The organism is Tabrizicola sp. (assembly GCF_030694085.1).
Lineage (GTDB): Bacteria > Pseudomonadota > Alphaproteobacteria > Rhodobacterales > Rhodobacteraceae > Tabrizicola.
Genome location: NZ_JAUXZE010000093.1, coordinates 202,114 through 227,478, shown reverse-complemented (window position 1 = coordinate 227,478; position 25,365 = coordinate 202,114). Strand labels below are relative to the sequence as shown.

Below are 25,365 nucleotides of genomic sequence, written 5' to 3'. Positions count from 1 at the left end.
TCAGGTCCCCGGAAATTCTGGTTTGCGTTTGTCGCGGAAGGCGGCGACGCCCTCCTCGCGGTCGGCAGTTGCAGCGATGGCGGCAGAGCCGAGGGCTTCGATCAGGGCGGCGCTGTCCTCGCCCCGGCCGGCGTGGATCATCGCCTTGGTGATCTCGGTCGCGCGGGGGGAGAGGGTGACGGCCTTCGCGGCGATGGTCTGGGTGGCGGCACGGGCGTCGTCGGCCACTTCGGCGACGAAGCCGCAGGAGAAAAGCCTTCCGGCCCCGATGCGGCGACCGAAGAGGGCCATTTCCTTGACCATTCCTTCCGGGACGAGGCGGGCAAGGCGTTGGCTTCCCGACCAGCCGGGGACGATGCCGACGCCCGCTTCGGGCAGGGCAACGGTGGCATTGGGGGTGATGACCCGGATGTCGCAGGCTGCGGCGAGTTCGAGGCCGCCGCCGAAGGCATGGCCGTTCAGGGCGGCGATGGTGGGTTTCGACAGGCGCGCCAGGCGGTCGAAGATGCGGTGACCGCTGCGGACCCAGTTCCTTGCGAAGTCGGCGGGGGAAAGGCCGCCCCACGCATTGATGTCGGCACCAGAGCAGAAGGCGCGGTCGCCCTCGCCCGTCACGATCACGGCGCGGACGTCGGGACGGCCCTCGATGACGTCCAGGTGGCTGGCAAGCTGGGCCAGCATGTCCACGGTGAAGCAGTTGAGCTTGGCCGGGTTGTCAAGCGTGAGCGTTGCCAATGGTCCATTGATGTGAAGGCGCACGCCAGCGGTCTGGTGGGTCATGGCTGCCACCCCATCGGGCCTTCCGTGAGGAGGGAAAGCGGCATGAGGGCCGCGTTTTCGGCCACTGCAACCCGGCCCTGAGACGCCGCGATGATGTCGCGGGCCGGGTCAATGCCGGGCATGATCTCGGTGGCGACCAGGCCCGTGTCAGTCAGCCGGATCACGCAGCGTTCGGTGATGTAGAGGACCTCTTGCCCGGTGGCGCGGGCGCGTTTGCCGGAGAAGGTGACGTGCTCCACGCGGTCGACCATCTTGCAGAACTTGCCGGGGGTGGTGACAGTCAGCCCCTGCGGCCCGAGCGAGACCCCTGCCCCGGCTTCGAACCAGCCAGAGAAGACGATCTTGCGGGCATGGGCGGTGATGTCGACGAAGCCGCCGCAACCGGCAGTGAGGTACGGCTTCTTGCCAAGTTTGGAGACGTTGACGTTGCCGTCGGTGTCGATCTCCATGAACGACAGGAACGACAGGTCGAACCCCGCGCCCTGGAAGTAGATGAACTGCTGCGGCGAGGGCATGTAGCCCCAGGCGTTCGACGCACAGCCGAAGGCGAAGCCGGTCAGCGGCATGCCCCCGACCGCGCCCTGTTCGATGGCCCAGGTGACGGCCTCGGGGTGACCTTCCTCCAAAAGGATGCGCGGGACCATCGCACTGATGCCAAAGCCGAGGTTGGCGGTCATGCCTGCGCGAAGTTCCAGCGCGGCGCGGCGGGCGATGATCTTCTCGACCCCGTGTTCGGCCAGCGTGAAGGAGGACCAGGGCCGCATGATCTGGCCCGAGATGGCGGGGTCGTAGGGGGTTTCGCAGGTCTGCTTCTGGTCGGGATCGAGCACGATGAGGTCCACCAGATGCCCCGGCACCCGCACGTCATGCGGCCTCAGGGACCCGGCGGCAGTCAGGCGCGAGACCTGAGCAATCACGAGGCCCCGGTTGTTGCGCGCGGCGATGGCCTGCTCCAGACCGCCAAGATAGGCGCCTTCGTGTTCGTAGGTGAGGTTCCCGTTCTCGTCCGCCGTGGTGGCGCGCAGGATGCAGACGTCAGGCTGGATGTTGGGGAAATGGAGCCAGGTTTCGCCGCCGAATTCCACCCGGTGCACGATCGGGGCAGAAGCGCCGCGCGCGTTCATCGAACAGCCTTCGCGGATGGGGTCGGCAAAGGTATCGAACCCGACCTTCGTCAGGACACCGGGACGGCGGGCCGCAGCCTCGCGGTGCATGTCGAACATGATACCCGAGGGGACATTGTAGGCGGCGACGCGGTCCTCGACGATCATCTTCCAGATTTCGGGCATCGGCAGATTGGAGGAGCCGGAGGGGTAGGACCCGGCAAGCACCCGCGCCAGAAGCCCGTCTTGCGCGATCCAGTCCATGCCCTTGACGCCATACATGTCGCCCGCCGCGATGGGGTGCAGCGTGGTGATGTTCGTCGGGTGCCCTTCCGCGCGGAAGCGGTCACCCAGCGCCTTCAGGACCAGGTCAGGGCACCCAAGCGCCGAAGAGGATGACACGGTGACGACCGCGCCATCCGCGATGCGGGCTACCGCCTTTTTTGCTGAAACCAGTTTGCTCATCCCGCCCTCTCGTAGTCCACAACCTGCCGGATGCCGGTCCTTGCAGCCTTGCGCACTGCCAGTGCCACGGCCAGCGAGGCGACCCCGTCCCAGCCGGTCGCGGCAGGCTGACCCTTGCCCTCGACGGCGGCCAGGAAATCGGTGACCCCCTGGAGGTAAAGGTCATGCGGCGAAAAGGGCACCGCCGTACGCCCTGCTGCCGTCACCAACGCAATCTCACCGACCGGAAGTTGCATCATCACGCCCGTCGCGAAGATCGAGCCTTCGGTACCGTGCACCTCCAGCCCGGACCCGGCGAACGGATGGGTGAAGCTTTCGTGGGACAGGACCATCGCACCCGAGGGCATCGACCAGACCGACATCGCCGAATCCTCGACCCCCTGCCCCAAACCGCTGGCACCCATCTGGGCCACAACGGCCACCGGGTCCTCGCCCAGCAGGAAGCGAGCCACATCGGCGTCATGCACCGTGATGTCGGGGATGACCCCACCGCCGGCAGCAGGGTCGTTGATCCGCCAGCCCTGCAGGTGCGGCGGCAGGTGGACGGCGTGGAACAACCGCAGGGACAGGACGCGACCGATGCGGCCGGCGCGGATCAGGTCGCGGACCGCGCGGTGGCTGCCAGAGCAGCGGAGGTGATGGTTCGTGGCAAGGACCACACCCTCGGCCTCGGCCAAGCGGGCCATGTCGACAGCCTCGACCACGGTCATCGCCAGCGGCTTTTCGCACAACACATGCTTGCCTGCCGCGATGGCCGCCAACGTCTGTGCCCGATGCTTTTCATTGGTGGACGAGATGTAGACCGCAACGATCGACGCATCCTCCAGCACCAGATCCAGCTGATCGCTGGCGGCGGGAATGTCATGGTGGGTGGCGTAATCCTGCGCCCGGGACATCGACGTGCTGACCACAGCCGCAATCACATCCCCGGCGGCACGGATGGCCCCGATCATGTGCTGGCTGGCAATGGTACTTGCCCCGATCAGCCCCCAGCGCATGATTCCACCCCCAATATTGGATCGTTCCAAAACTATATATGGAACGATCCAATCCGGGTCAACCGCTTTCCTTGTCTTTTTCAGCGGCAGCGGCGACGAAGACTGGCATCTGTCGACGCGCCGTCTATTCTAAGCCGTCTACAGATCATGAAGGCCCCGATGACCGCTCCCCTCAACCGCCTGAAACACCGCCTCGCCGCCGGAGATACGCTGTATGGCTGCTGGCTTGGCATGGCCGACCCCTATGCCGCCGAAATGGCCGCGACCTGCGGCTTCGACTGGCTTCTGATCGACGGCGAACACGCGCCGAACGACCTGCGCTCGACACTGGCGCAGCTTGCAGTGATCGAGCCCTCGCCCAGCCTGCCTGTCGTGCGCCTGCGCGATGACGACCCGGCGCGGATCAAGCAGGCGCTGGACGCGGGGGCGCAAAGCCTTCTCATCCCGATGATCGAGTCCGCAGAACAGGCCCGTCGCGCACTGGCCGCCACCCGCTATCCGCCCCAGGGCATCCGAGGCGTAGGCTCCTCGCTGGCGAGGGCCTCGCGGTTCTCGGCTTTGCCGGATTACCTACTGACGGCGAACGAGCAGATCTGCCTGATCCTGCAGGTCGAAAGCCGCGCAGGGCTGGCGGCGCTGGACAGCATCCTGGCGCTGGAAGGCATCGACTGCGTGTTCATCGGCCCCTCGGACCTTGCTGCCGACATGGGTCATCTCGGCAATGCAGGCCATCCCGAGGTTCGTGCCGCCGTGCTGGACGCGCTGAGCAGGATCGCCGCCTCGGGCAAGGTGGCCGGGATGCTGTCGACCGAAGACGGATTCATTGCCGACTGCGTGACAGCCGGTGCGCGATTTGTCGGCGTCGGGATCGATGTCCTGGCCTATGTCGGCGCGCTGCGGGCAAGGGCGCGGCAGTTCAAGTGAAGCTCCTCGTGCGCCTTCGGCTTCTCGTCGCGGGGACGCCCGAGGAGAAGCCGAAGGCGCACGACGAGGTTTATCCCGGAACCAGCGCCAGCGCCCGGATGGGTGAGCCGGTTCCGTCCTTGATCTTGAGAGGCGCAGCTATCAGCACTGCGCCCTTCGGCGGCAGCTGATCAAGGTTGCACAGGCTTGCAAGGCCAAAGCAGTTGTCCCGGTGCAGGAAGTTGTGCGCCGGGAAGGGCGGGCTGAACTTGCCGGCCATGCCCGCATCGGTGCCAATGCACTGGGTGCCCCAGCCGACGATGCCCTTGCCAAGCAGGTAGTCGATGCAGTCCGTAGAAGGGCCGGGGGAATGGGAGCCATCCTCGAACGGGTCCGGGTCCTCGTTCAGGAACAGCTCGTCGTCATGCGACCGCTTGTCCCAGTCGGTCCGCATCAGCACCCATTCGCCGGGGCCGATCTCACCATGCTTGGCCTCCCAGGCCTTCACATGGGCCGCCGTCAGCAGGAAATCGGGGTCCGCTGCCGCATGGGTCGAGCAGTCGATGACATTCGCGGGCCCGATCAGGCGCTGGACCGAAAGGGTGTCGGTGAAACCATCCGGGTGGTCCCTTCCCGACAGCCAGTGGTGCGGCGCATCGAAATGAGTGCCGGAGTGTTCGCCAAGCTCCAGCCAGTTCCAGGCCCAGAACGGACCATCCTTGTCGTATGCGCTGATCCGGTGGATGGCGACCTTGGGGGTGTTCTTCGCCAGGTCTTCGGGCAGGCGGAGGATCGGTGTCTCGGGGCCGAGCTGGGCAGTAAGGTCGACGACTCTGACGCCGCCGCTGGCGAGGCCGGAGGCCAGCGCGGTCAGCACCTCGGCAGAGCCCTTCTGCGCCTCCCCCTGCCCTGCGAAGCGACGGCGGCGGCGGGCCATCACCTCTTCGACCATGTCGAAGACCGCATCCACAGCGCGGTCCTCGGTCACGAAGCCGGGCGACATCCGCAGGATCGGGCCACGGGCGTCGACCGAGTAACCCTCGACCCCCAGGGCCCCCACGCAGGCGGCGGCCTCGGCCTTGTCGGGCATGCGGATCATCACCGCCCCGCCGCGCCTGTCGGGGTCACGCGGGGAATGAAGCGGCAGGTCCAGCCGGTCGGCGCGGGTAATGACCCGGTCCACCAGACGGCGGTTGTGGGCGGCAACGTCACGCAGGTCCTGTTTCGAGAACCACTCCATCGCCGGAAGCGAGGCGATGGCGGCCACCGACCCCGGCGTGCCGGTGTCGAAGCGGCGGACATCGGGGGCATATTCGAACTTATCGAGGTCCCAGGAGAACGGGTTGTTCTGGCTGAACCAGCCGCGACCCTCGGGCGTCAGTGTCGGGATCAGGTCCTTGTCGGCGTAAAGTATGCCCGCGCCGGGGGTGCCGCACAGCCATTTCAGGCTGGTGGAAACGACGAAGTCGACCTTCGGCTTCATCGCGTCGAACGGCATCAGCCCCGCGCCTTGGGTGATGTCGGCGACCATCAGGCTGCCCATCTGGCGACCGTGGGCGACAAGGGCGGGGTAATCCATCTTCGACGAGCCGATCGAGGTGACCCAGGTTAGGAGAGCCAGGCCCACGTCGGGGCCCCAATGGGCCAGGAAGTCCTCGGTCTCGACCCAAGCGCGGCCCTGCGAAAGGGGGACGGTCGTCAGGGTGAAGCCCATCTTCGGGGCAAGTCCCTGGAGGAGGAAATGCAGCGAGGGGAAGCAGTCCGCCGCCGCCAGCACCCGCTTGCCGCGAAGGCTGCCTTCCGGCAGGGCGCGGAGGATCTTCTGCAACCCCTCGGTCACGTTGTCGACCGTGGTCAGGCTGCCCTTGGGCACGTTGATCAGGCGGCGCCAGCGGTCGATGAAATCCTGCCGCTTGCGCAGGACATACCCCCACTGCTTATCGTTCGGAGCGGCCCAGACCTGGGAGAACTCGGCCATCGCCAGGGCCAGGTCATCTTCCTTGCCTGGGTAGATGCCGATGGAATGGTAGAGGAAGTAGCCCCCCTCGGAGGTGTTGCGGGTCATTGGATGCGGCCCTCCCTGGCCTTCCGGGAGAGAGTGCCAGTGGGCCACGGGGCCCGCAAGGGGGTGGGCTGTCCACGGTGGACATTTTCGATATAACGTTTAATTGCAATACCTTGCGTGCGGCCATTCAGGGTTTATTAAGACTTTCTCTGCACTCTCGGTCAGCCTGGGCGAGGGGCTGGACCCATCCCGCAACGGAAAGCCAAGCCGACCGCCGTCAAGCGCGGGCCAGGATGCCGCCCGCGACGACATGGCCGTCCGTCTTTCAGCCGACACCTGTTCTGACCAAACCCTGTTCTGCCGAAACCAAACCCTGTTCTGCCGAAACATTGTGCAATCGCCGGATCCGGCGGCGCTGCCCGGCGCGTGCCGCTTGTGCCGAATCGGGATTGAGTTTTACCTCTTGGTAAAAATCACAACCACCAACGGGATAGGATAGAGAATGACCACGGGAACCTTCACGGTATCGCGGCGCGGGCTGCTTCTGGGCGGCGGGACGGCCTTGGCCGCGGCCAGCCTGCCGCTTGCAGCCTGGGCGCAGGAGCCGATCAAGATGGCGGGCATCTACACGGTGCCGGTTGAACAGCAGTGGGTCAGCCGCATCCACATCGCCGCCGAGGCGCTGAAGGCGGCGGGCACGGTGGATTACACCTACACCGAAAACGTCGCGAACACCGACTACCCGCGCGTGATGCGCGAATACTGCGAGGCGGGCGTCAAGCTGATCGTCGGCGAAATCTTCGGGGCCGAGGCCGAAGCGCGCGAGGTCTGCGCGGAATACCCGGACGTGGCCTTCCTTCTGGGGTCGTCCTTCATGCCGGATGCGGGCGCGAACCCGAACCTTGCCGTCTTCGACAATTATATCCAGGACGCGGCCTATCTGTCCGGGATCGTCGCGGGCGGCATGACCCAGGGCAACATCGGCATGGTCGGCGGCTTCCCGATCCCCGAGGTCAACCGGCTGATGCATGCCTTCATGGCCGGAGTGCGCGAGGTGAAGCCGGATGCGAAATTCCAGGTCAGCTTCATCGGGTCCTGGTTCGACCCGCCCAAGGCCAAGGAAACCGCCTTTGCGATGATCGATGGCGGCGCGGACCTGCTGTATGCGGAACGCTTCGGGGTATCCGATGCGGCGAAAGAGCGGGGCGTTCTGGCGATCGGCAACGTGATCGACACGCAGCCGGATTACCCGGAGACGGTCGTCACTTCGGCCCTGTGGCACTTCGAGCCGACGCTGAACGCGGCGGTGGCAGCGATCCAGGCCGGGTCCTTCAAGGCCGACAACTACGGGGTCTATTCCTACATGAACGTGGGCGGCTGTTCGATGGCGCCCTTGGGCACCTTCGAGGGCAAGGTTCCGGCCGAAGTCATGGCGCTGGTGGCCGAGAAGCAGGCGGCGATCATGGACGGCAGCTTTACCGTGACCATCGACGACACCGAGCCGAAATCGTCGTGACGCCCGGAAGGACGGAGGCGGAGGTCGTCCTCCGCCTCGACGGCATCACCAAGCGGTTCGGGGCACTGACCGCGAACGACGCGGTGTCGCTGACCCTGCGGCGCGGGGAAGTCGTGGCCTTGCTTGGGGAAAACGGTGCGGGCAAGACCACGCTGATGAACATCCTTTTCGGTCACTATGTGGCCGATGCGGGTGAGGTCGAGGTCTTTGGCCAGCCCCTGCCCCCCGGCAACCCGCGCGCAGCACTGGCCTCCGGGGTGGGGATGGTGCACCAGCACTTCACGCTGGCGGGCAACCTGACGGTGCTGGACAACATTCGCCTGGGGACCGAGGGGCTTTGGTCCCGGTCTTACGGAGGCGCGCGGGAAAAGGTGGAACGCCTGTCGCGCGACTTCGGGCTGGCGGTGCATCCCGATGCCAAGGTCGGGCGGCTGTCGGTCGGAGAGCGCCAGCGGGTCGAGATCCTGAAGGCACTGTATCGAGACGCGCGGGTCTTGATCCTGGACGAGCCGACAGCGGTCCTGACGCCGCAGGAATCCGAGGCGCTGTTTGCCACCTTGCGCAAGGCGACGGCGTTGGGGCTGTCGGTGATCTTCATCAGCCACAAGCTGCATGAGGTCATGGCCATCGCCGACCGCTGCGTCGTGCTGCGGCACGGCCGCGTGGTGGGCGAGGTCGACACCCACGCCACCGACAAGGGCGCATTGGCGGCGCTGATGGTCGGGGGAGAGCTGTCGTTGCCCCGGGCCGAGGCCCGGGAGCCGGGAGCGGTGCTGCTGCGGCTGGAGGGGGTCTCGACCCCGGGCCGGGGGGCGGCACCGGGGCTGCAGGCGGTCACGCTGGAGCTGCGGGCGGGGCAGATCACCGGGCTGGCGGGCGTGTCGGGCAACGGGCAGGCGGCACTGGCCGAGATCGTCGGCGGACTGGCGCTGCCCGCGTCGGGCCGAATCCTCGTGAAGGACACGCCGGTCACGCGCTGGACCCCTGGCGAGGCGCTGGCGCGCGGCGTGGCGCGGATACCGGAAGACCGGCACCACCAGGGCAGCATTGCCGATTTCGACCTGACCGAGAACGCGGTGCTGGAGGCGTATCGGACCCGCTTTTCGCAGCGCGGCTGGATGAATTGGCGCGCGGCGCGGGGCTTTGCTGAAGAGATCATCAGTCGCTACGACGTGCGCTGTCCGGGGCCGTCCACGCGCATCCGGCTTTTGTCGGGGGGCAATATGCAGAAGCTGATCCTTGGGCGCGCGATGGCGGGTGGTCCAAAGGCGGTGGGACCCACGATCATTCTGGCCAACCAACCCGTGCGGGGGCTTGACGTGGGCGCGATTGCCTATGTGCAAGGCCAGCTGATCGCGGCACGAGACCGGGGAGCCGCAGTGCTGCTGATCTCGGAGGACCTGGACGAAATCATGGGCTTGTCGGACGTCATTCATGTGATGTCTGAAGGGCGGCTGTCGCCCGCCTTTGCCCGGGGCACGATGGCGGCGCGGGACCTGGGCCTGTGGATGGCCGGGCAGAAATTCGAGGACGCGCATGCGGCTTGAACCGATCGCCAACCCCTCGCCTGTCCGCCGCCTGGGCCTGCCCGTGCTGGCGCTGGTTGCGACTCTGGGCGTGGCGATGCTGCTGGCGCTGGTCGCGGGGGCCAACCCCTTTGCCGTCCTGGGCCAGATCGCCACCGGCGCGCTGGGGTCGCGCCTTGCGGTGCTGGAGACGCTGAACCGGGCGACGCCACTGATCTTCACCGGCCTCGCCGTTGCCGTCGCCTTCCGCGCCAAGCTGTGGAACATCGGCGCCGAAGCGCAGCTTTATGCGGGGGCCATCATGGCTGTGGTGCTGGGCACCGGGGCGCTGGGAAGCCCGTGGGTGCTTCCCGTCTCCGCCCTGGCCGCGATGCTGGGCGGCGCGGCGCTGCTGCTGGGGCCGGTGCTTTTGAAGACGCGGCTGGGGGTGGATGAGGTGGTCACCACGCTTCTGCTGAACTTCATCATGCTGCTTTTTGTCAGCTACCTCCTGGAGGGCCCGATGAAGGACCCAGGTGGCATGGGCTGGCCGAAATCGACCCCGCTGATCCCCGAGGCCCGCCTGCCCCGGATCGTCGATGGCCTGCGGCTGCACTGGGGCTTTGCGCTGGCGATCCTTGCGGCGGTCGTGGTCTGGGTGATCCAGACCCGCACCACGCTGGGCTTCGAGATCCGCGCCGTGGGCCAGAATCCCGAGGCGGCACGGTTCGCGGGGATGCCGGTCAATGTGGTGCTGGTGAAGACCGCGCTGCTGTCCGGCGGCTTGGCCGCGCTGGCGGGATGGTCCGAAGTGGCGGGGCTGAAGGGGCATCTGTCGTCCGACCTGTCGCCCGGCTTTGGCTATACCGGCATCATCGTCGCGATGCTGGCGCTGCTGCATCCCTTGGGCGTCGTGGTAACGGCGATCTTCGTGGCGGGGATCTTCGTCGGCTCGGACGCGATGAGCCGGGCGGCGGGCGTGCCGACCTATATCGCCGACATGCTCTTGGCGACCGCACTTCTGTTCATGGTGCTGGCGATCCTTCTGACAAAAGTCCGGGTGGTGCGGGGATGAGCGAGATCATCGACATCCTGCTGTCCGCAAGCTTCTGGGCGGCGGTGATCCGCATCGCCTCGCCCTTGATCCTGGCAACGATGGGCGAGTTGATCTGCGAGCGGGCGGGCGTGCTGAACCTGGGCATCGAGGGGATCATGGTCATCGGCGCCTTCACCGGCTGGATGGCGGTCTACCAAGGGATGCCGCTTTGGGGCGGGGTCGCGGTGGCGATGGCGGCGGGGATGCTGTTCGGGCTTCTCCATTCCACCCTCACCGTGCCCTTCGGGCTGTCGCAGCATGTCGTGGGGCTGGGAGTGACGCTGTTTGCCACGGCTTCGGCCTCGTTCGCTTACCGGCTTATGCTGCCCGAGGTCACCAGTCCGCCGAAGATCGACCCGTTCCGGCCCCTTGACATCCCGATCCTTTCCGACCTGCCCTGGCTGGGCGAGGCGCTGTTCTCGCAGACCGCGCTGACCTGGGCGGCCTTTGCCGTCGCGGGGATCGTGGCGCTCATGTTGTATCGTACTCCGCTGGGTCTGGCCGTCCGCGCCGTGGGTGAAAACCCGGCGGCGGTCGAGGCGCAGGGGCTGTCGGTCACGGGCCTGCGGATGGGGGCGGTGATAGTCGGGTCCGGGTTGATGGCGGTGGGTGGCGCGTTCCTGACGCTGTCGGCGTTCTCAAGCTTCTTTTTCGAGATGGTCAACGGTCGCGGCTGGATCTGTGTGGCCCTGGTCGTCTTTGGGGCCTGGAAACCGGGCAAGGCGCTGCTGGGGGCGATCCTGTTCGCGGCCTTCGATGCCTTGCAGATCCGGCTGCAACAGACAGAGCTGGGGGTGGTCCTGCCCTATCAGCTTTTCCTGGCCCTGCCCTTCATCCTGTCGATCCTGGCGCTGATCCTGATGTCGCGCCGGGCCGAGGTGCCAGCGGCGCTGATGGTGCCCTACAACAAGGGGGAACGCTGATGTTCGATCTTCTGGTCAAGGGCGGAACCCTGCCCGACGGGACGGTGGCCGACGTCGGCATCACCGGCGACCGGATCGCAGCGGTGGGCAAGCTGGAGGCCGAGGCGGGCCGGGTGATCGACGCGGGCGGAGACCTGGTAACGCCGCCCTTCGTTGATCCCCATTTCCATATGGACGCGACGCTGTCCTACGGGTTGCCCCGGGTGAACGGGTCGGGGACGCTTCTGGAAGGCATCGCGCTGTGGGGCGAGTTGCGGGACATGGCCACTGTGGACGAAATGGTCGACCGCGCGGTCTCCTACTGCGACTGGGCGGTGTCGATGGGGCTTCTGGCCATCCGCAGCCATGTCGACACCACGCCCGACCACCTGCGCACCGTCGAGGCGATGCTGGAGGTCAAGGCCCGCGTCGCGCCCTACCTTGACCTGCAACTGGTCGCCTTCCCGCAGGACGGGCTTTACCGCAGCAAGACCGGCCGCCAGAACGTGCTTCGGGCGCTGGACTTGGGCGTCGATGTCGTCGGCGGCATCCCGCATTTCGAGCGCACGATGGAAGAAGGGGCCGAGTCCCTGCGCGACCTTGCCCGCATCGCGGCCGAGCGCGGGTTGATGTGGGACGTCCATTGCGACGAGACCGACGATCCGCATAGCCGCCATGTGGAAACAATGGCGCGCGAGGTGACCCGGCATGGCCTGGGCGGTCGGGCGGCGGGAAGCCACCTGACCAGCATGCATTCGATGGACAACTATTATGTCTCGAAACTGCTGCCGCTGATTGCCGAAAGCGGCATGACTGCGATCCCCAACCCGTTGATAAACATCACGCTTCAGGGCCGCCATGACACCTACCCCAAGCGGCGCGGCCTGACCCGGGTCAGGGAAATGCAGGCCCTGGGCATCCCGGTGGGCTGGGGGCAGGACTGTGTGCTGGACCCGTGGTATTCGCTGGGCACGGCGGACATGCTGGACGTGGCCTTCATGGGCCTGCACGTGGCGCAGATGACGCATCCTGCTGAAATGGCGCGCTGTTTCACGATGGTGACCGATGTCAACGCCCAGATCATGGGGCTTTCGGACTACGGCCTGCGCCCCGGATGTCGTGCCAGCCTGGTCGTCCTGGACGCCGGCAACCCGATCGAGGCGCTGCGTCTGCGGCCGGACCGCCTTGTGGTTGTGTCGCGGGGCAAGGTCGTGGCGGAACGTCACCGCAATGATGCCCGACTTGCCTTGGCGGGCCGCCCCGACAGCGTCCGCCGTCGGCTGCAACCGAAGGCCTGACCAACGGCCCGATTCGCCCTTGGCGGCGTCCTGCAAGTCCGCCTTTTCACCGGGATTTTCTGGTAGTGCCGCGAGACCATGCATGCGCTTGCGCAATAGAGTAGCAAATGCTCTCCCGCAGAAGTTGTGGCAATCCAACCTTCAAATCTCCTCTTGAGCGCCCCAATTTCGCCCTCATCCACAACCATCACGGAAGCTGAGGATTGGTGCGCTTGTGTGGACGATGCCCCCTGCCCCGCAGGACCGGCCGCCGAGCGTGCTGTCAGGCGTTGGCAAAAGCCGAATTGACGTCGCACCAGTTTGGGAAGGGTGAACGACATGGCGCAGCAGAAGGTGGCCGATCCCGTGGAAGAGGCGGACGACCTCATCGACGAACTGCAGCCCGGCGCGAAGCTTCTCAAGGGCCAGTACACGATCACCCGCTACATCAACAGTGGCGGCTTTGGCATCACCTATCTGGCCAAGGACAGCCTTGACCGCGATGTGGTGATCAAGGAGTGCTTCCCCTCGTCGGTCTGTCGCCGGTCAAAGATCATGGTCGCGGCGCGGTCGCGGGCGCACACGGCGGAATTGCGGTCGGTGATCCAGCTTTTCGTGCGAGAGGCGCGGAATCTGGCGAAGATCGTCCATCCGAACATCGTGGCCGTGCACCAGGTGTTCGAGGACAACGGGACCGCCTATATGGCGATCGATTTCATCGACGGGCTGGACCTGCAGCAGATCATCGACGGCGAAGGCGAGATGCTTCAGCCCGAGCATATCGTGCGGATCACCGACAAGCTCTTGGCAGCGGTGGGATTCATCCACGACCACGACATGCTGCACCGCGACATCTCGCCCGACAACGTACTGATCAACAAGGCCGGCGAGCCGATCCTGATCGACTTTGGCGCGGCGCGGGAACATGCGTCCAAGACCACGCGGGCGATGTCGGCGCTACGGGTGGTGAAGGACGGCTATTCGCCGCAAGAGTTCTACATCGCGGGGTCCGAACAGGGGCCCTGGAGCGACCTCTACGCGCTGGGTGCCACGCTGTATCACCTGATCTCGGGCGAGGCGCCGGTGAACGGGCAGGCGCGGCTTGCGGCGCTGGCCGAGGAACGACCGGACCCCTACCTGCCCTTGACGGGGCGCTTCGCGGGCTACCCGGCGGGCTTTCTGGAGGCGATCGATTGCGCGATGAGCGCGCTCCCCAAGCAGCGGGTACAGACGGCGTCAGACTGGCTGGCGATGTATCACAAGGCCCCCGGCGCCCCCGGGTCCGCAGGCTCGGTTGATGATGCGGTGCATCGTCTGGTCAGCGAGTTCCAGAGCGGGGCTTCTGCCGAGGGACCGAAAGCGCCGGCCAAGGCGGTCTCGCAACCGCTGGAAACGGTCCCTGCCCTTCCCCCGGTCGCGCGGGGGCGCAGCCCGGTGCAGCTGGTGGCAGGCATCGCGGTGGCACTTGTCGTCGTCGCGGGTGGCTATGTGATGCTGGGCAAGTCCGGGGCGCCCGCTGGCGACACGGCTGCGGCTGCGGGATCGTCCCAGACTGCGACCCGGACCGCGATCCAGTCTTCAGAACCCGCCGCGACAGGAACGGCAACGCTTGAAACGGCTTCGGCCGCGCTGCTCACGCCCGAGGTGGCACCGACAGCACCAGTTGAACCCGCTGCGTCCAGCACGGCGACCAGCGATCTGCCCGCAAGTGGGCCCGCAGCTGACCCCCTGCCGACTGAACAGGCCGCAGCCCCGCCTGCGCCCGCAGATGACGGTGAAACGACCGCTGCCGAGGTGACGGAAACGGCGGTCCTGACCGCGACGGCCGCAGAGCCTGCTGACACTCCGGTCGCTCCGGTGGTCGCGGCGAGCAGTGCCCCCGAGGTCGCCGCAGAACCCGTGGTCGCAGCAGAAACGGTTGCCGCCGTGGCCGAAGCCGCACCCGCCCCAGTCGCAGGACCGAAACCCGCCGCGAGCCAGGTTGCCTTCGCGGTCTGGGATGTGGAGCTTCCCTTTACCGCCGATGACCGCGTGATCGGTGGCCAGCCCTTGACGATCGTCCAAAGGCTGTCGCCCGGGCTGGACCGCGCTGCGACCGGGGGGTGGTTGCAGCAGGGCCTGCTGATCTATGCGGTCAACGGCAAGCCCACGCCGACGGCAAAGACGCTGACGACGGTCATCCTTAACGCCATGCAGGTCGACCCAGATGGCAAGGCACGGGTCGTGGTCGAATACGCCGGGTCCGATCTGCAAAAGAAGATCGATCTTCTGACCGTCGACGCCGTGCGGATCATCAGCCTGGCGAACGGCGTCAGCGCGCGAACGTCGGTGGTGGACGGGGTCTGGAAGACCGAGATCACCACCGTGGCCCGGCCCGAAACGACCACGCTGAAGCCCGGTGATACGCTGTTCCGCGACAAGACCACGACAACCCCGCTGGACGAGGCCACCTCGCTGGAGAAGGTTCTTGCCGCGCTGGTCGACACTGGCGTCACGGAAACCGAATTCTCGATCATCCGCGACAGCAAGGTCGCCGCAGCGACGATGCGGCTTGTACCGGACGGAGGCCAATGATGGGGTCGCATCAGGCCGCCTTGCAGGACCCGGCCGGACCTCGGTCGCAACTCTTTGGGCCTGTCGTGCCACCGCGCCCGGCTGGTGTCACGCCTCTTGATCCCCTGGTTGCCGCCCTGTCGCAGGCGGCAATGCGGTCCAGCCCCACAAAGTCGGGAACCCGGCATCCGAATGCCGCGGACTGAAATTGCCGGCACCGGAGCCTGAACAGAAAATCGACCCCGGTCTTCAGCACGGGCGGCAGCACCGCCCACCCCGCACCGACCGGCAAAAGGAGCAGAGAGAGATGGGATTTGCGCGGACCTTTACCTTCGGCTGCACCGCGGTCCTGCTGACCAGCGCGACTGCATTGGCGCAGGAAGCCTGCTCGACCTATACGGTCGCGACCGGGGACAACCTGCGCTTCATCGCCCGGGCGGCCTATGGCGATTCGGACCTTTACCGCGTGATCTACGAGGCGAATGTCGCCACCATCGGCGCGAAGGCGGACCTGATCGAGATCGGCTCGACTCTGGTCATTCCCTGCGATCCGAACGACCCAACGGCTCCGCTTGCCTCTGCCTTGGCAGAGCCTGCCGTTGATGCCACCCCTGCCATCGTCGCCGAAACTGCAGCGGCCCCCGAGGCTGTAACACCCGAGGCTGCGGTCGAGGCTGCGGCCCCGGCAGAGGTCACCCCGGTCGCCGCAACGCCCGCCGCTGCGACGGCCCCGACGTCCAAGCCCATCTCTTTCGTGACCGGAAACGGCTACGCCCCCTTTGCCGACGAGATGTTGCCCGGTGGCGGGATGATGACCCAGTTGACCGAAATGGCGGTGTTCCGCGCCGATCCGAACATCCCCTACACGCTGACCTTCATCAACGACTGGCAGGCGCATATCGATGCACTGCTGCCTTCGGGGGCCTATGACCTTAGCTTCCCCTGGATCCGCCCCGCCTGCGAAGCGCCCCAGACGCTCTCTCCTGGTGACCAGATGCGCTGCGCAGACTTCGTGTTCTCTGGCCCCTTCTACGAGATCGTCGACGGCTTCTTCGCGCTGCGCGACAGCGGTCTTGGTGCTGTCACCAGCTATGCCGACTACGAAGGCAAGCGGATCTGCCGACCCGAGGGATATACCACCGGAGTGCTGGATGCGACGGGGCTGACCGCGTCGACCGTGACGCTGGTCCGTCTGCCGCTGGCAACCGACTGCTTCAAGGCGCTGGCTGCGGGCGAAGTTGATCTGGTCGCCATCGACGCCGAAGTCGGCGATGCGGCTGCGGCCCGATTGGGCCTGACCGCCCGGATCGAGCAGAACCCGCACCTGGCGACGCTGCTGAGCCTGCATGTGATCGCCCACAAGTCGAACCCCCGCGCCGTTGCCATGATCGGACAGCTCGATGCCGGTCTGATCGAGATGTACCAATCCGGCGAATGGTATGAAATCGTCTCGACTGCCTTGGCCCAAGGCGACGGGCGGACGGAGTAGAGTTTCCATGCTGGCAACAAAAGAGCAGCGACCATCCAGGGTTTCTCGCGGATATCGGCCGCTGATTTCCAGCTGTCTCCGCCGCCTAGACGCACGGCAGGCTTCACTGTTGCGGGCTGTCGGGGCGCTGCCGTCCGGGAAACCGATTGACCACGGCTTCGCCACATTCGTGCCATCACTACAACCATATGGTGCAACAATATTGGTATTGTTTCGGTATCTGCTGGTTTCTTGCAGCGTATATGGCCTTCAGAAGGATACTCGCCCCATGAGAACCGCAAAGAATGTTCAGAGGCTGGCCGTCGCGGCGGTGACCATGATCACGCTGCCCGTCATCGCCTCGGCTCAGGAAGCTTGCACCACCTACACTGTCAAGGACGGCGACACACTCGGCACGATCGCCCAGACCGCCTATGGCACGTTCGACTATCAGATGATCTTCAACGCCAACCGTGACGCCCTTGCAGCGAACCCGGCAAGCCTGCCGGCCGGTCTGCAGCTGATCCTGCCGTGCGAGGATGGCCGCCTGAGCCCCGACCAGGCGCTGAGCACCATCATCGAGACCGAGACGCAGCAGCAGCAAGCCACCCGCACAAAGTCTAACGTCTACGAGCCGCCGCTGAAGTTCGTCACCTCGAACAACTGGATGCCGTTCACAGATGAATCGCTGACCGGCGGCGGGATATTCACCCGCATGGCCACAACCGCAATGCAGCGCGGCGGCAACGACCGCGGCTACCAGGTGTCCTACGTCGACGACTGGATGTCGCACATCGATGTGCTGCTGCCCTCGGGCGCGTTCGACGTGTCGATCGCATGGGAAGCCCCGGACTGCTCCAAGCTGGACATGCTGGGCGAATTCTCGGCGCGGATGTGCACCGAATTCGACTTTTCGCTGCCGATCTACGAGGCGGCCTATACGTTCAACACCCTGCCCGACAGCAAGTATGCCAACGCCCGGTCCTTCGACGAATATTCGGGCGCGAAGATCTGCCGGCCGGAGGCCTGGCCGCTAGGCGACCTGGAAGTGCAGGGTCTGGTGCCGCCCGTCGTCGAATTCGTGGCGCCCAAGAACCCGCTTGATTGCGCCGAGTTGCTGATGAAGGGCGAGGTCGACATCTATTCGATCGAAACCGAAACCTCGGCTGCCAACTTCACCGAGCTGGGCGTGACCGACAAGGTTTCGACCAACCCGGCGCTGGCAACCTTCATCTCGTACCACTTCCTGACCTCGAAGAGCAATCCGCGGGGCCGGGTCTACATCGCCATGCTGAACCGCGGGATCACCGAAATGCGCGAATCCGGCGAATGGTACGACATTGTCGCCACCGGCCTGGACGAGCACAACAAGCTGAAGCAGCAGTAACCCCCACTGACGCATCGCTTGCAGGAAGCCCCGCGCCGCCCCCGGCGCGGGGCTTCTTGCTGTGTCGCGGCTTTCGGACTTGGAACATTCGTTCTGTGTGCTATGCTGCGCCACAAGCAGCCGATAGAACGATCATGCCCAAAGGCGAAGTCTTGCCCGGATCCCGCGATGCGCCGCAGTCGGTCGAAGACTTCCGTGACCGGCTTCACACCCTGAACGGCCAGCTGCCGCGCCGCTTGCAGCAATGTGCCGATCATGTGGCGACACACCTTGACCGCATCGCTCTGTCCACCGTTGCGCAGGTCGCGCAGGGGGCTGGCGTGCCGCCGTCGGCGGTGATGCGGTTCTGTCAGATCATGGGGTTCACCGGCTATGCCGAGATGCAGCGCCTGTTCCGCGAGGCGCTGTCCCGCGCCGCGCCGGACTACGCGACGCGGTTGGCGAACCTGAAGGCGGGGGGGGCGGGCCAGCCAGCGACGCTGGTCGCCGAATTCGTCGAGGCAGGGCGTCAGTCGATGGAGGCTTTGGCGCGGGATTTGAACGAAACCGCCTTGAATCAAGCTGTTACGACCTTGTCCCAGGCGCGGACGATCCACCTTGCGGGGTTTCGCCGGTCGTTCCCCGTCGCCTCTTACCTGGCCTATGTCTTTGACAAGCTGGGGGTGCCGGCCGTCCTGCATGACGGGGTCGCGGGGCTTGGGCATCGGTCGACCCTGCAGCCGGGGGACGCGCTTCTTGCGATCACCTTCGCGCCCTATTCGGAAGAGACCCTTGCCCTTGTCACCCAGGCGCGGGATCGCGGGTTGCCGGTCGTGGCGCTGACCGACCCGCCTGCAAGCCAGCTTTCCGGCCTTGCAGACACCGTCCTGACCGTGACCGAAATCGACTTTGGCGCGTTCCGGTCGCTTTCGGCAGTCATTGCACTGGCGCTTGCTTTGGCCGTTGCCGTGGCGGCGCGGCGCGAAACTTAACTCTTCCCTGACTCGGAGAAATAGAATATTCGTTCCATTGTCCGGGCCGAGTCGCCCGCGCTGACGGAGCCTTCGATGTCCCACAAACCGCTTGACGTTATCACCATCGGCCGCTCCTCGGTCGACCTTTACGGCGCCCAGGTTGGCGGGCGGCTGGAGGATATGGGGTCGTTCCAAAAATACATCGGTGGCTCGCCCACCAACATGGCCGCAGGCACCGCGCGGCTGGGGCTGCGCTCGGCACTGATCACCCGGGTCGGCGACGAACACATGGGCCGTTTCATCCGCGAGGAGCTGGCAAAGGAAGGCGTCGACGTGCGCGGGGTCAGGACCGACCCCGAACGCCTGACGGCGCTGGTCCTGCTGGGCATCCGCGACGACAAGCAGTTCCCGCTGATCTTCTACCGGGAAAACTGTGCCGACATGGCCCTGTGCGAGGACGACATCGACGAGGCTTTCATTGCCGAAGCCCGGTCGGTCGTCGCGACCGGCACGCATCTGTCCAACACGAAGACCGAGGCGGCGGTCCTGAAGGCCCTGACGCTGGCCCGCAAGCATGGGCTGCAGACCGCGCTGGACATCGATTACCGCCCGAACCTCTGGGGTCTGGCGGGACATGGTGACGGGGAAAGCCGGTTCATCGAATCCGCGCAGGTCACGGCCAAGCTTCAATCGACGCTGCACTACTTCGACCTGATCGTCGGGACGGAAGAAGAATTCCACATCGCCGGCGGCACCACCGACACCATCGCCGCCCTGCGCGCCGTGCGGGCAGTCTCGAAGGCCACCCTTGTCTGCAAGCGCGGCCCGATGGGCGCCGTCGCCTTCACCGGCGCGGTCCCGGATTCGCTTGACGATGGCGAAACCGGCCCCGGCTTCCCGATCGAAGTCTTCAACGTGCTTGGCGCGGGCGACGGATTCATGTCGGGCCTGATCAAGGGCTGGCTGGACGGCGAACCCTGGCCGGTCGCGCTGAAATACGCCAACGCCTGCGGCGCCTTTGCCGTCAGCCGCCACGGCTGTACGCCCGCCTATCCCAGCTGGGAGGAGTTGCAGTTCTTCCTGCACCGCGGGGTCGTCGAAAAGGCCCTGCGCAAGGACGCGGCTTTGGAGCAGGTCCATTGGGCGACCAACCGTCACAAGGACTGGTCGACGATGCGGGTCTTCGCCTTCGACCACCGGATGCAGCTTGAACAGATGGAGGGGGCGACCCCGGAAAAGATCGGCGCGTTCAAGGAGCTATGCCTGAAGGCGGCCCTTCAGGTTGCCGATGGCCAGCCCGGCTACGGCGTCCTTTGCGACAGCCGCCTCGGCCGCGATGCCCTGTTCCAGGCGGCCGGAACCGGCCTGTGGATCGGGCGGCCCGTGGAATGGCCCGGCTCGCGCCCCCTGACGCTGGAGCCGGAACTTGGCCCGGATTTCGGCGGGTTGCAGGAATGGCCGCTGGACCATGTCGTCAAGGTGCTGTGCTTCACTCATCCCGACGACGACGCCGCGACCAAGGCCGCGCAAGAGGACACCGTCCGCCGCCTGTTCCACGCCTGCCGCCGCAACCGGCTGGAGATGCTTCTGGAGATCATCCCGTCGAAGGTCGGCCCGACCGACGACCAGACCAGCGCGCAGATTATCCAGCGGTTCTATGACCTTGGCGTCTACCCCGACTGGTGGAAGCTGGAACCCTTCGCCACCGACGCTGCCTGGGAAAACGCCTGCGCGGCGATCACGACGAACGACCCCCATGTGCGCGGGATCGTTGTCCTTGGGCTTGATGCCTCGGAAGCCGACCTTGCGGCATCGTTGCAGCTTGCCGCGAAGCAGCCGTTGGTGAAAGGCTTCGCCATTGGCCGCACGATCTTTGGCGACGCCGCACGCGGCTGGCTGAAGGGAGAGATGACCGATGCCGCCGCCGTCCAGATGATGTCCGACCGTTATGCCCGCCTTGCTGCCCTGTGGGACAAGGTGCGCGAGGGAGCAAGCAAATGACCACGATCCGCCTGACCGCCGCCCAAGCCCTTGTCCGCTGGCTGTCCGTCCAGCAGGCCGAAGACGGCAGCCGCTTCATCGAGGGCGTCTGGGCGATCTTTGGCCACGGCAACGTCGCGGGGATCGGCGAGGCGCTGCATGCCCACAAGGACGTATTGCCGACGTATCGGGGCCAGAACGAACAGACGATGGCCCATGCCGCCATCGCCTATGCCAAGGCGAAGGGCCGCCGGAACGCGATGGCCGTGACGTCCTCCATCGGGCCGGGGGCAACCAACATGGTCACCGCCGCCGCGCTGGCGCATGTGAACCGCCTTCCCGTCCTGTTCATCCCCGGCGACGTCTTTGCCAACCGCGCGCCGGACCCGGTGTTGCAGCAGATCGAGGATTTCGACGATGCCACCGTCAGCGCCAACGACTGCTTCCGCCCCGTCGTGCGCTATTTCGACCGGATCAGCCGGCCCGAGCATATCCTGACCGCCCTGCCGCGCGCCTTGCGCGTCATGACCGACCCGGCGAACTGTGGCCCGGTCTGCCTCGCCTTCTGTCAGGACACCCAGGCCGAGGCTTACGACTACCCGGTCGAATTCTTCCAGCCGCGCGTCTGGCACATTCGCCGCCCCGAGCCTGACCAGCGCGAACTGGAAGCCGCCGTCGCGTCGATCAAGGCGGCCCAGGCCCCGCTGATCGTTGCGGGCGGGGGCGTGCTTTATTCCGGCGCGGAGCAGAGCCTTCTCGACTTCGCCAAGGCGCACAATATCCCGCTGGTCGAAACCCAGGCCGGGAAAGGCGCGGTGGATTGGGAGGAGCCGCTGCACTTTGGGTCACCCGGCGTCACCGGCACCGGCTGCGGCAATGAACTGGCCGCGAAGGCCGATCTGGTGATCGGTGTTGGCACCCGCTTCCAGGACTTCACCACCGGCTCGTGGACCGTGTTCTCGAACCCCGACCGCAAGCTCTTGTCGATCAACATCCACGGCTTCGACGCCCACAAGCGCGCCGCGCAACCGCTTGTTTCGGATGCCAAAGTCGCTCTCCAGAAGATTAGCGCCGCGCTAGGGTCCAAACGTTTCGCCGAACCCGACTTCGGCGCCCGTACCAAGTGGTTCCAGACCACCGATGGCCTTTTCGCCGCCCCCAAGGGCAACGACCTGCCGACCGACGCGCAGGTAATCGGCGCGGTGGATCGCAACGCTGGCAAGCAAAGCCTGATCATGTGCGCGGCAGGCACCATGCCGGGCGCGTTGCATGTCCTCTGGCGCGCAGCCCAGGGCGGCTATCACATGGAATACGGCTTCTCCTGCATGGGGTACGAGATTGCGGGTGCTATGGGCATCAAGATGGCCCTGCCCCAGCGCGACGTGATCTGCATGATCGGCGACGGCAGCTACATGATGGCGAATTCCGAACTTGCGACGGCGGTGATGATGGGCATCCCCTTCACCGTCGTCCTGACCGACAATCGGGGTTATGGCTGCATCAACCGGCTGCAGGCGGCAACGGGCGGGGCGCCGTTCAACAACCTTTTGCGCGACAGCTATCACGTGAACGAGGCCAACCTCGATTTCGTCGCCCATGCGCTGGCCATGGGGGCCAATGCGGTGAAGGCGGGCAGCATCGACGCGCTGGAGGCCGAGATGCAGAAGGCCAAGTCGGCCAGCATCCCGACGGTGATCGTTATCGACACCGACCCGATGCCTGGTACCGGCGCGGGTGGCACCTGGTGGGACGTGGCCGTCCCCGAAGTGTCTGACCGCAAGGAAGTGAATGAGGCCCGCAAGGGTTATGAAGCGGGCACCAAGGCCCAGTGGCTTCTCAACTGAGGACAGAAGAATGAGCGTGAAGATCGGGATTTCTCCCATCAGCTGGCAGAACGACGACCTGCCGGACCTGACCGCCGCCTACACGATGGAGCAGGCCCTGAGCGAGGCGCGCGAGATCGGGTATACCGGCGTCGAGCGCGGCCGCCGGATGCCGTCAGACACCGAGGGGCTGCGGACCTACCTGACCGCGAACGGGCTGTCGCTGTGTGGTGGCTGGTGTTCGGGCAATCTTCTGGTCAACGACGTGAAGACCGAGATCGAAGCCGTGCGCCAACAGGTCGAGCAGTTCGCGGCCCTCAATGCCCCCTGCATCGTCTATGCGGAATGTTCCAACACCGTACAGGGCAATATCGCCGTGCCGGTCAATGATCGCCCCAAGTTCGCGGCCGCTGACGTGCGGGCCTATGGCGCGAAGCTGTCGGAACTGGCGAAGTGGATGGCCGATCAGGGGATGCCCTTGGCCTACCATCACCACATGGGGTCGTTCATCGAATCCGAAGACGACGTGAACGCGCTGATGGAAGGCTCGACGCCGGACGTGAAGCTCTTGTTCGACACCGGGCACCTGCTTTTCGGTGGGGCCGACGTGATGCGGGTCCTGAACCGCTGGGCTGACCGGGTGCATCATGTCCACTTCAAGGACATCCGTCCCGAGGTGGTCAAGGACGTCCGCGAGAACAACCGGAGCTTCCTTGACGCCGTGATCGCCGGGGCGTTCACCGTGCCCGGCGACGGCTGCATCGACTTTCAGGCCGTCACGACCGCGCTGAAGGCGATGGATTACAACGGCTGGATCGTGGTCGAGGCCGAACAGGACCCGGCCAAGGCCCCGCCTTACGAGTATTCCAAGCTGGGATACGAACACATCCTGAAGGTCTGCAAGTCTGCGGGCCTTGAGATTGACCACTCTCGCCCGTCCTGAAGGAGCCACCATGCCCGACCTCCTCCGCCACCCGACCGGCACCCGCGGCAAGGTGCATGAGATCACCCCCGAAAGCGCGGGCTGGGGCTATGTCGGCTTCACGCTTTACCGGCTTGAGGCCGGGGATGTGGCCGAGGAAGCGACGGGGGACACCGAGGTGATCCTTGTCATCGTCGAGGGCAAGGCCCACGTGCAGGCCGCAGGTCAGGACTGGGGCGAGATGGGCGAACGGATGGATGTCTTCGAAAAGACCCCGCCGCATTGCCTCTATGTCCCGAACGGCAGCGAGTGGCGCGCGGTCGCGACCACGGCCTGCACCATCGGGGTCTGCAAGGCCCCCGGCAAGAGCAACTATCCGGCGCGTCGGCTGGGGCCGGAGGGGATCACCCTGACCCCGCGTGGCAAGGGGACCAACACCCGCCACGTCAACAACATCGCGATGGAGGCGCTGGACGTCGCGGACAGCCTTCTGGTGACCGAGGTCTACACGCCTGCCGGGCACTGGTCGTCCTACCCCAGCCACCGGCATGACGAGGATGACTTCCCGAACATGACCTACCTGGAAGAGACCTACTACATGCGGCTGAACCCCGCTCAGGGCTTCGGCATCCAGCGGGTCTACACCGAGGACGGGTCGCTGGACGAGACGATGGCGGTGAAGAACCACGACGTCACGCTGGTCCCGAAAGGGCACCATCCTTGCGGAGCGCCCTACGGATACGAGATGTACTATCTGAACGTGATGGCCGGGCCGATCCGCAAGTGGCGGTTCAAGAACGATCCCGATCATGACTGGATTGCCCAGCGCGACGCTTGACCCCGTCCACGCAGGACAGCAAAGCCACGGCCAATCCTTTCAAGGGGTTGGTCGTTGTCTTTAACGAGGTCTTTACTTTGTTGTCGCTGGCGGCGGATGGGAACCCACAAGGCGGGTCGACGGATAACGCAAGGGCGGGCTAGGCTGGCCGCAGTCGCTTTGGGGGGACCTGTGTTCGGACGTCGCCTGCTTCCCGTCGTTGCGCGGGCACTCCTCATCGCCCTTCCCGCACTTGCCGAGGATATGCCGGATCTGAAGCGTGGCGATGTCATCTTCCAGAACTCGCTGTCTGCCCAGTCGCTGGCGATCCTGCTGGCCACCGACAGCCCCTTCACCCATGTCGGCATCCTGGACTTCGACGCTGACGGCAACCCGGTCGTCCTGGAGGCGGTGCGGGCCACCCGCGCCACGCCACTGCAGGACTGGGTGGCGCAGGGGAAAGACGGCGCGGTGGCGGTCTACCGGATGGAAGACCTGAGCGGCGACCAGGCGCTGGCCGTGACCGAGGCCGCCCGCAGCCATCTTGGCAAGGGCTATGATCCCTATTTCTAGCAGTCCGAAGACACGATCTATTGCAGTGAACTGGTCCATATCGCCTTTCGCGACGGCGCGGGGGTTGCGTTGGGGCAAGTGCAGGCGCTGGGGGAGCTGAACCTGGACAGCGCCGCGGTCCGGGCCTTGATCGCCGAACGCTGGCAGTCTCACCCGACTTGCAGCGGGGGACAGGCGCAAGATGCCGAAAGCTGCCTGGCATTGATCCGGGACGAACCGCTGGTCACCCCGCAGGCGGTGGCCGAGGATGGGCGGATGCAGCTGGTCTTTTCCAGCTTTGGCGGCTGACCTTCGGCTTGGCTCCCGTGGGCTGCTCGTCGTGCGCCTTCGGCTTCTCCT

The 25,365-nt window shown here is 65.8% G+C and carries 18 protein-coding genes and 1 pseudogene; 15 read left to right on the top strand and 4 right to left on the bottom strand.

From position 1 onward, the window contains the following. From Q8M85_RS22160 to Q8M85_RS22150, 3 genes are read right to left on the bottom strand one after another with little or no spacing between them, the layout of a single operon-like run. Nucleotides 1-780: an enoyl-CoA hydratase/isomerase family protein gene (locus Q8M85_RS22160; protein WP_305548837.1), complete on the bottom strand. Its 780-nt coding sequence runs from the start codon at nt 778-780 to the stop codon at nt 1-3. Continuing rightward, entirely contained in the window at nt 777-2,348 is a 1,572-nt protein-coding gene (locus Q8M85_RS22155) for an acyl CoA:acetate/3-ketoacid CoA transferase (protein WP_305548834.1), read from the bottom strand. The genes Q8M85_RS22160 and Q8M85_RS22155 overlap by 4 nt, the downstream gene beginning before the upstream one ends. Further along, entirely contained in the window at nt 2,345-3,346 is a 1,002-nt protein-coding gene (locus Q8M85_RS22150) for a Gfo/Idh/MocA family protein (RefSeq protein ID WP_305548831.1), read from the bottom strand. Before Q8M85_RS22150 ends, Q8M85_RS22155 begins: the two co-directional genes overlap by 4 nt. 159 nt (nt 3,347-3,505) lie before the next feature. Here Q8M85_RS22150 and Q8M85_RS22145 point away from each other — a divergent pair, with 159 nt between their 5' ends. Further along, a complete protein-coding gene (locus Q8M85_RS22145) occupies nt 3,506-4,270 on the top strand; it encodes an HpcH/HpaI aldolase/citrate lyase family protein (RefSeq protein WP_305548828.1) in 765 nt (254 codons plus the stop codon). A gap of 70 nt (nt 4,271-4,340) precedes the next feature. Here Q8M85_RS22145 and Q8M85_RS23455 read toward each other — a convergent pair whose 3' ends face one another. Then, the gene (locus tag Q8M85_RS23455) at nt 4,341-6,314 is read right to left on the bottom strand and encodes an aminotransferase class V-fold PLP-dependent enzyme (protein ID WP_371135339.1); all 1,974 of its coding nucleotides are present in this window, start codon (nt 6,312-6,314) and stop codon (nt 4,341-4,343) included. A 442-nt stretch (nt 6,315-6,756) separates the two neighbouring features. Between Q8M85_RS23455 and Q8M85_RS22130 the strand changes: the two genes are divergently transcribed. The 14 genes and pseudogenes from Q8M85_RS22130 to Q8M85_RS22065 all read left to right on the top strand — a co-directional run bounded on the left by Q8M85_RS22130 (nt 6,757) and on the right by Q8M85_RS22065 (nt 25,314). Beyond that, nucleotides 6,757-7,770 carry a BMP family protein gene (locus Q8M85_RS22130; RefSeq protein ID WP_305548826.1) on the top strand — a complete coding sequence of 338 codons (1,014 nt, stop codon included), beginning with the start codon at nt 6,757-6,759 and terminating at the stop codon, nt 7,768-7,770. Further along, the gene (locus Q8M85_RS22125; RefSeq protein WP_305548824.1) at nt 7,767-9,317 is read left to right on the top strand and encodes an ABC transporter ATP-binding protein; all 1,551 of its coding nucleotides are present in this window, start codon (nt 7,767-7,769) and stop codon (nt 9,315-9,317) included. Before Q8M85_RS22130 ends, Q8M85_RS22125 begins: the two co-directional genes overlap by 4 nt. Continuing rightward, nucleotides 9,307-10,350, top strand: coding sequence for an ABC transporter permease (locus Q8M85_RS22120; protein WP_305548821.1), 1,044 nt, complete (start codon nt 9,307-9,309; stop codon nt 10,348-10,350). Before Q8M85_RS22125 ends, Q8M85_RS22120 begins: the two co-directional genes overlap by 11 nt. Continuing rightward, nucleotides 10,347-11,294: an ABC transporter permease gene (locus tag Q8M85_RS22115; protein ID WP_305548818.1), complete on the top strand. Its 948-nt coding sequence runs from the start codon at nt 10,347-10,349 to the stop codon at nt 11,292-11,294. The genes Q8M85_RS22120 and Q8M85_RS22115 overlap by 4 nt, the downstream gene beginning before the upstream one ends. Next, entirely contained in the window at nt 11,294-12,571 is a 1,278-nt protein-coding gene (locus Q8M85_RS22110) for an amidohydrolase family protein (protein WP_305548815.1), read from the top strand. Before Q8M85_RS22115 ends, Q8M85_RS22110 begins: the two co-directional genes overlap by 1 nt. A gap of 318 nt (nt 12,572-12,889) precedes the next feature. Beyond that, on the top strand, nt 12,890-15,124 hold the full coding sequence (locus tag Q8M85_RS22105) for a serine/threonine-protein kinase (RefSeq protein WP_305548812.1): 2,235 nt from the start codon (nt 12,890-12,892) through the stop codon (nt 15,122-15,124). 286 nt (nt 15,125-15,410) lie between these two features. After that, nucleotides 15,411-16,592 (top strand): transporter substrate-binding domain-containing protein, encoded by a 1,182-nt coding sequence (locus Q8M85_RS22100; RefSeq protein WP_305548809.1) that lies wholly within the window; start codon nt 15,411-15,413, stop codon nt 16,590-16,592. A gap of 268 nt (nt 16,593-16,860) precedes the next feature. Next, nucleotides 16,861-17,958, top strand: a complete 1,098-nt coding sequence (locus tag Q8M85_RS22095; RefSeq protein ID WP_305548806.1) for an ABC transporter substrate-binding protein — start codon at nt 16,861-16,863, stop codon at nt 17,956-17,958. Between the two features lie 152 nt (nt 17,959-18,110). Beyond that, nucleotides 18,111-18,929, top strand: coding sequence for a MurR/RpiR family transcriptional regulator (locus Q8M85_RS22090; RefSeq protein WP_305548804.1), 819 nt, complete (start codon nt 18,111-18,113; stop codon nt 18,927-18,929). Nucleotides 18,930-19,004: 75 nt separating this feature from the next. Next, a complete protein-coding gene (iolC, locus tag Q8M85_RS22085; RefSeq protein ID WP_305548801.1) occupies nt 19,005-20,912 on the top strand; it encodes a 5-dehydro-2-deoxygluconokinase in 1,908 nt (635 codons plus the stop codon). Continuing rightward, complete coding sequence (gene iolD / locus Q8M85_RS22080; protein WP_305548798.1) at nt 20,909-22,735, top strand: 3D-(3,5/4)-trihydroxycyclohexane-1,2-dione acylhydrolase (decyclizing); 1,827 nt, start codon at nt 20,909-20,911, stop codon at nt 22,733-22,735. Before iolC ends, iolD begins: the two co-directional genes overlap by 4 nt. Nucleotides 22,736-22,745: 10 nt before the next feature. Continuing rightward, on the top strand, nt 22,746-23,657 hold the full coding sequence (gene iolE, locus Q8M85_RS22075; RefSeq protein WP_305548795.1) for a myo-inosose-2 dehydratase: 912 nt from the start codon (nt 22,746-22,748) through the stop codon (nt 23,655-23,657). A gap of 10 nt (nt 23,658-23,667) precedes the next feature. Next, a complete protein-coding gene (iolB, locus tag Q8M85_RS22070; protein ID WP_305548793.1) occupies nt 23,668-24,474 on the top strand; it encodes a 5-deoxy-glucuronate isomerase in 807 nt (268 codons plus the stop codon). A 96-nt stretch (nt 24,475-24,570) separates the two neighbouring features. Beyond that, nucleotides 24,571-25,314, top strand: a pseudogene (locus Q8M85_RS22065) (YiiX/YebB-like N1pC/P60 family cysteine hydrolase). Nucleotides 25,315-25,365 lie beyond the last annotated feature (51 nt).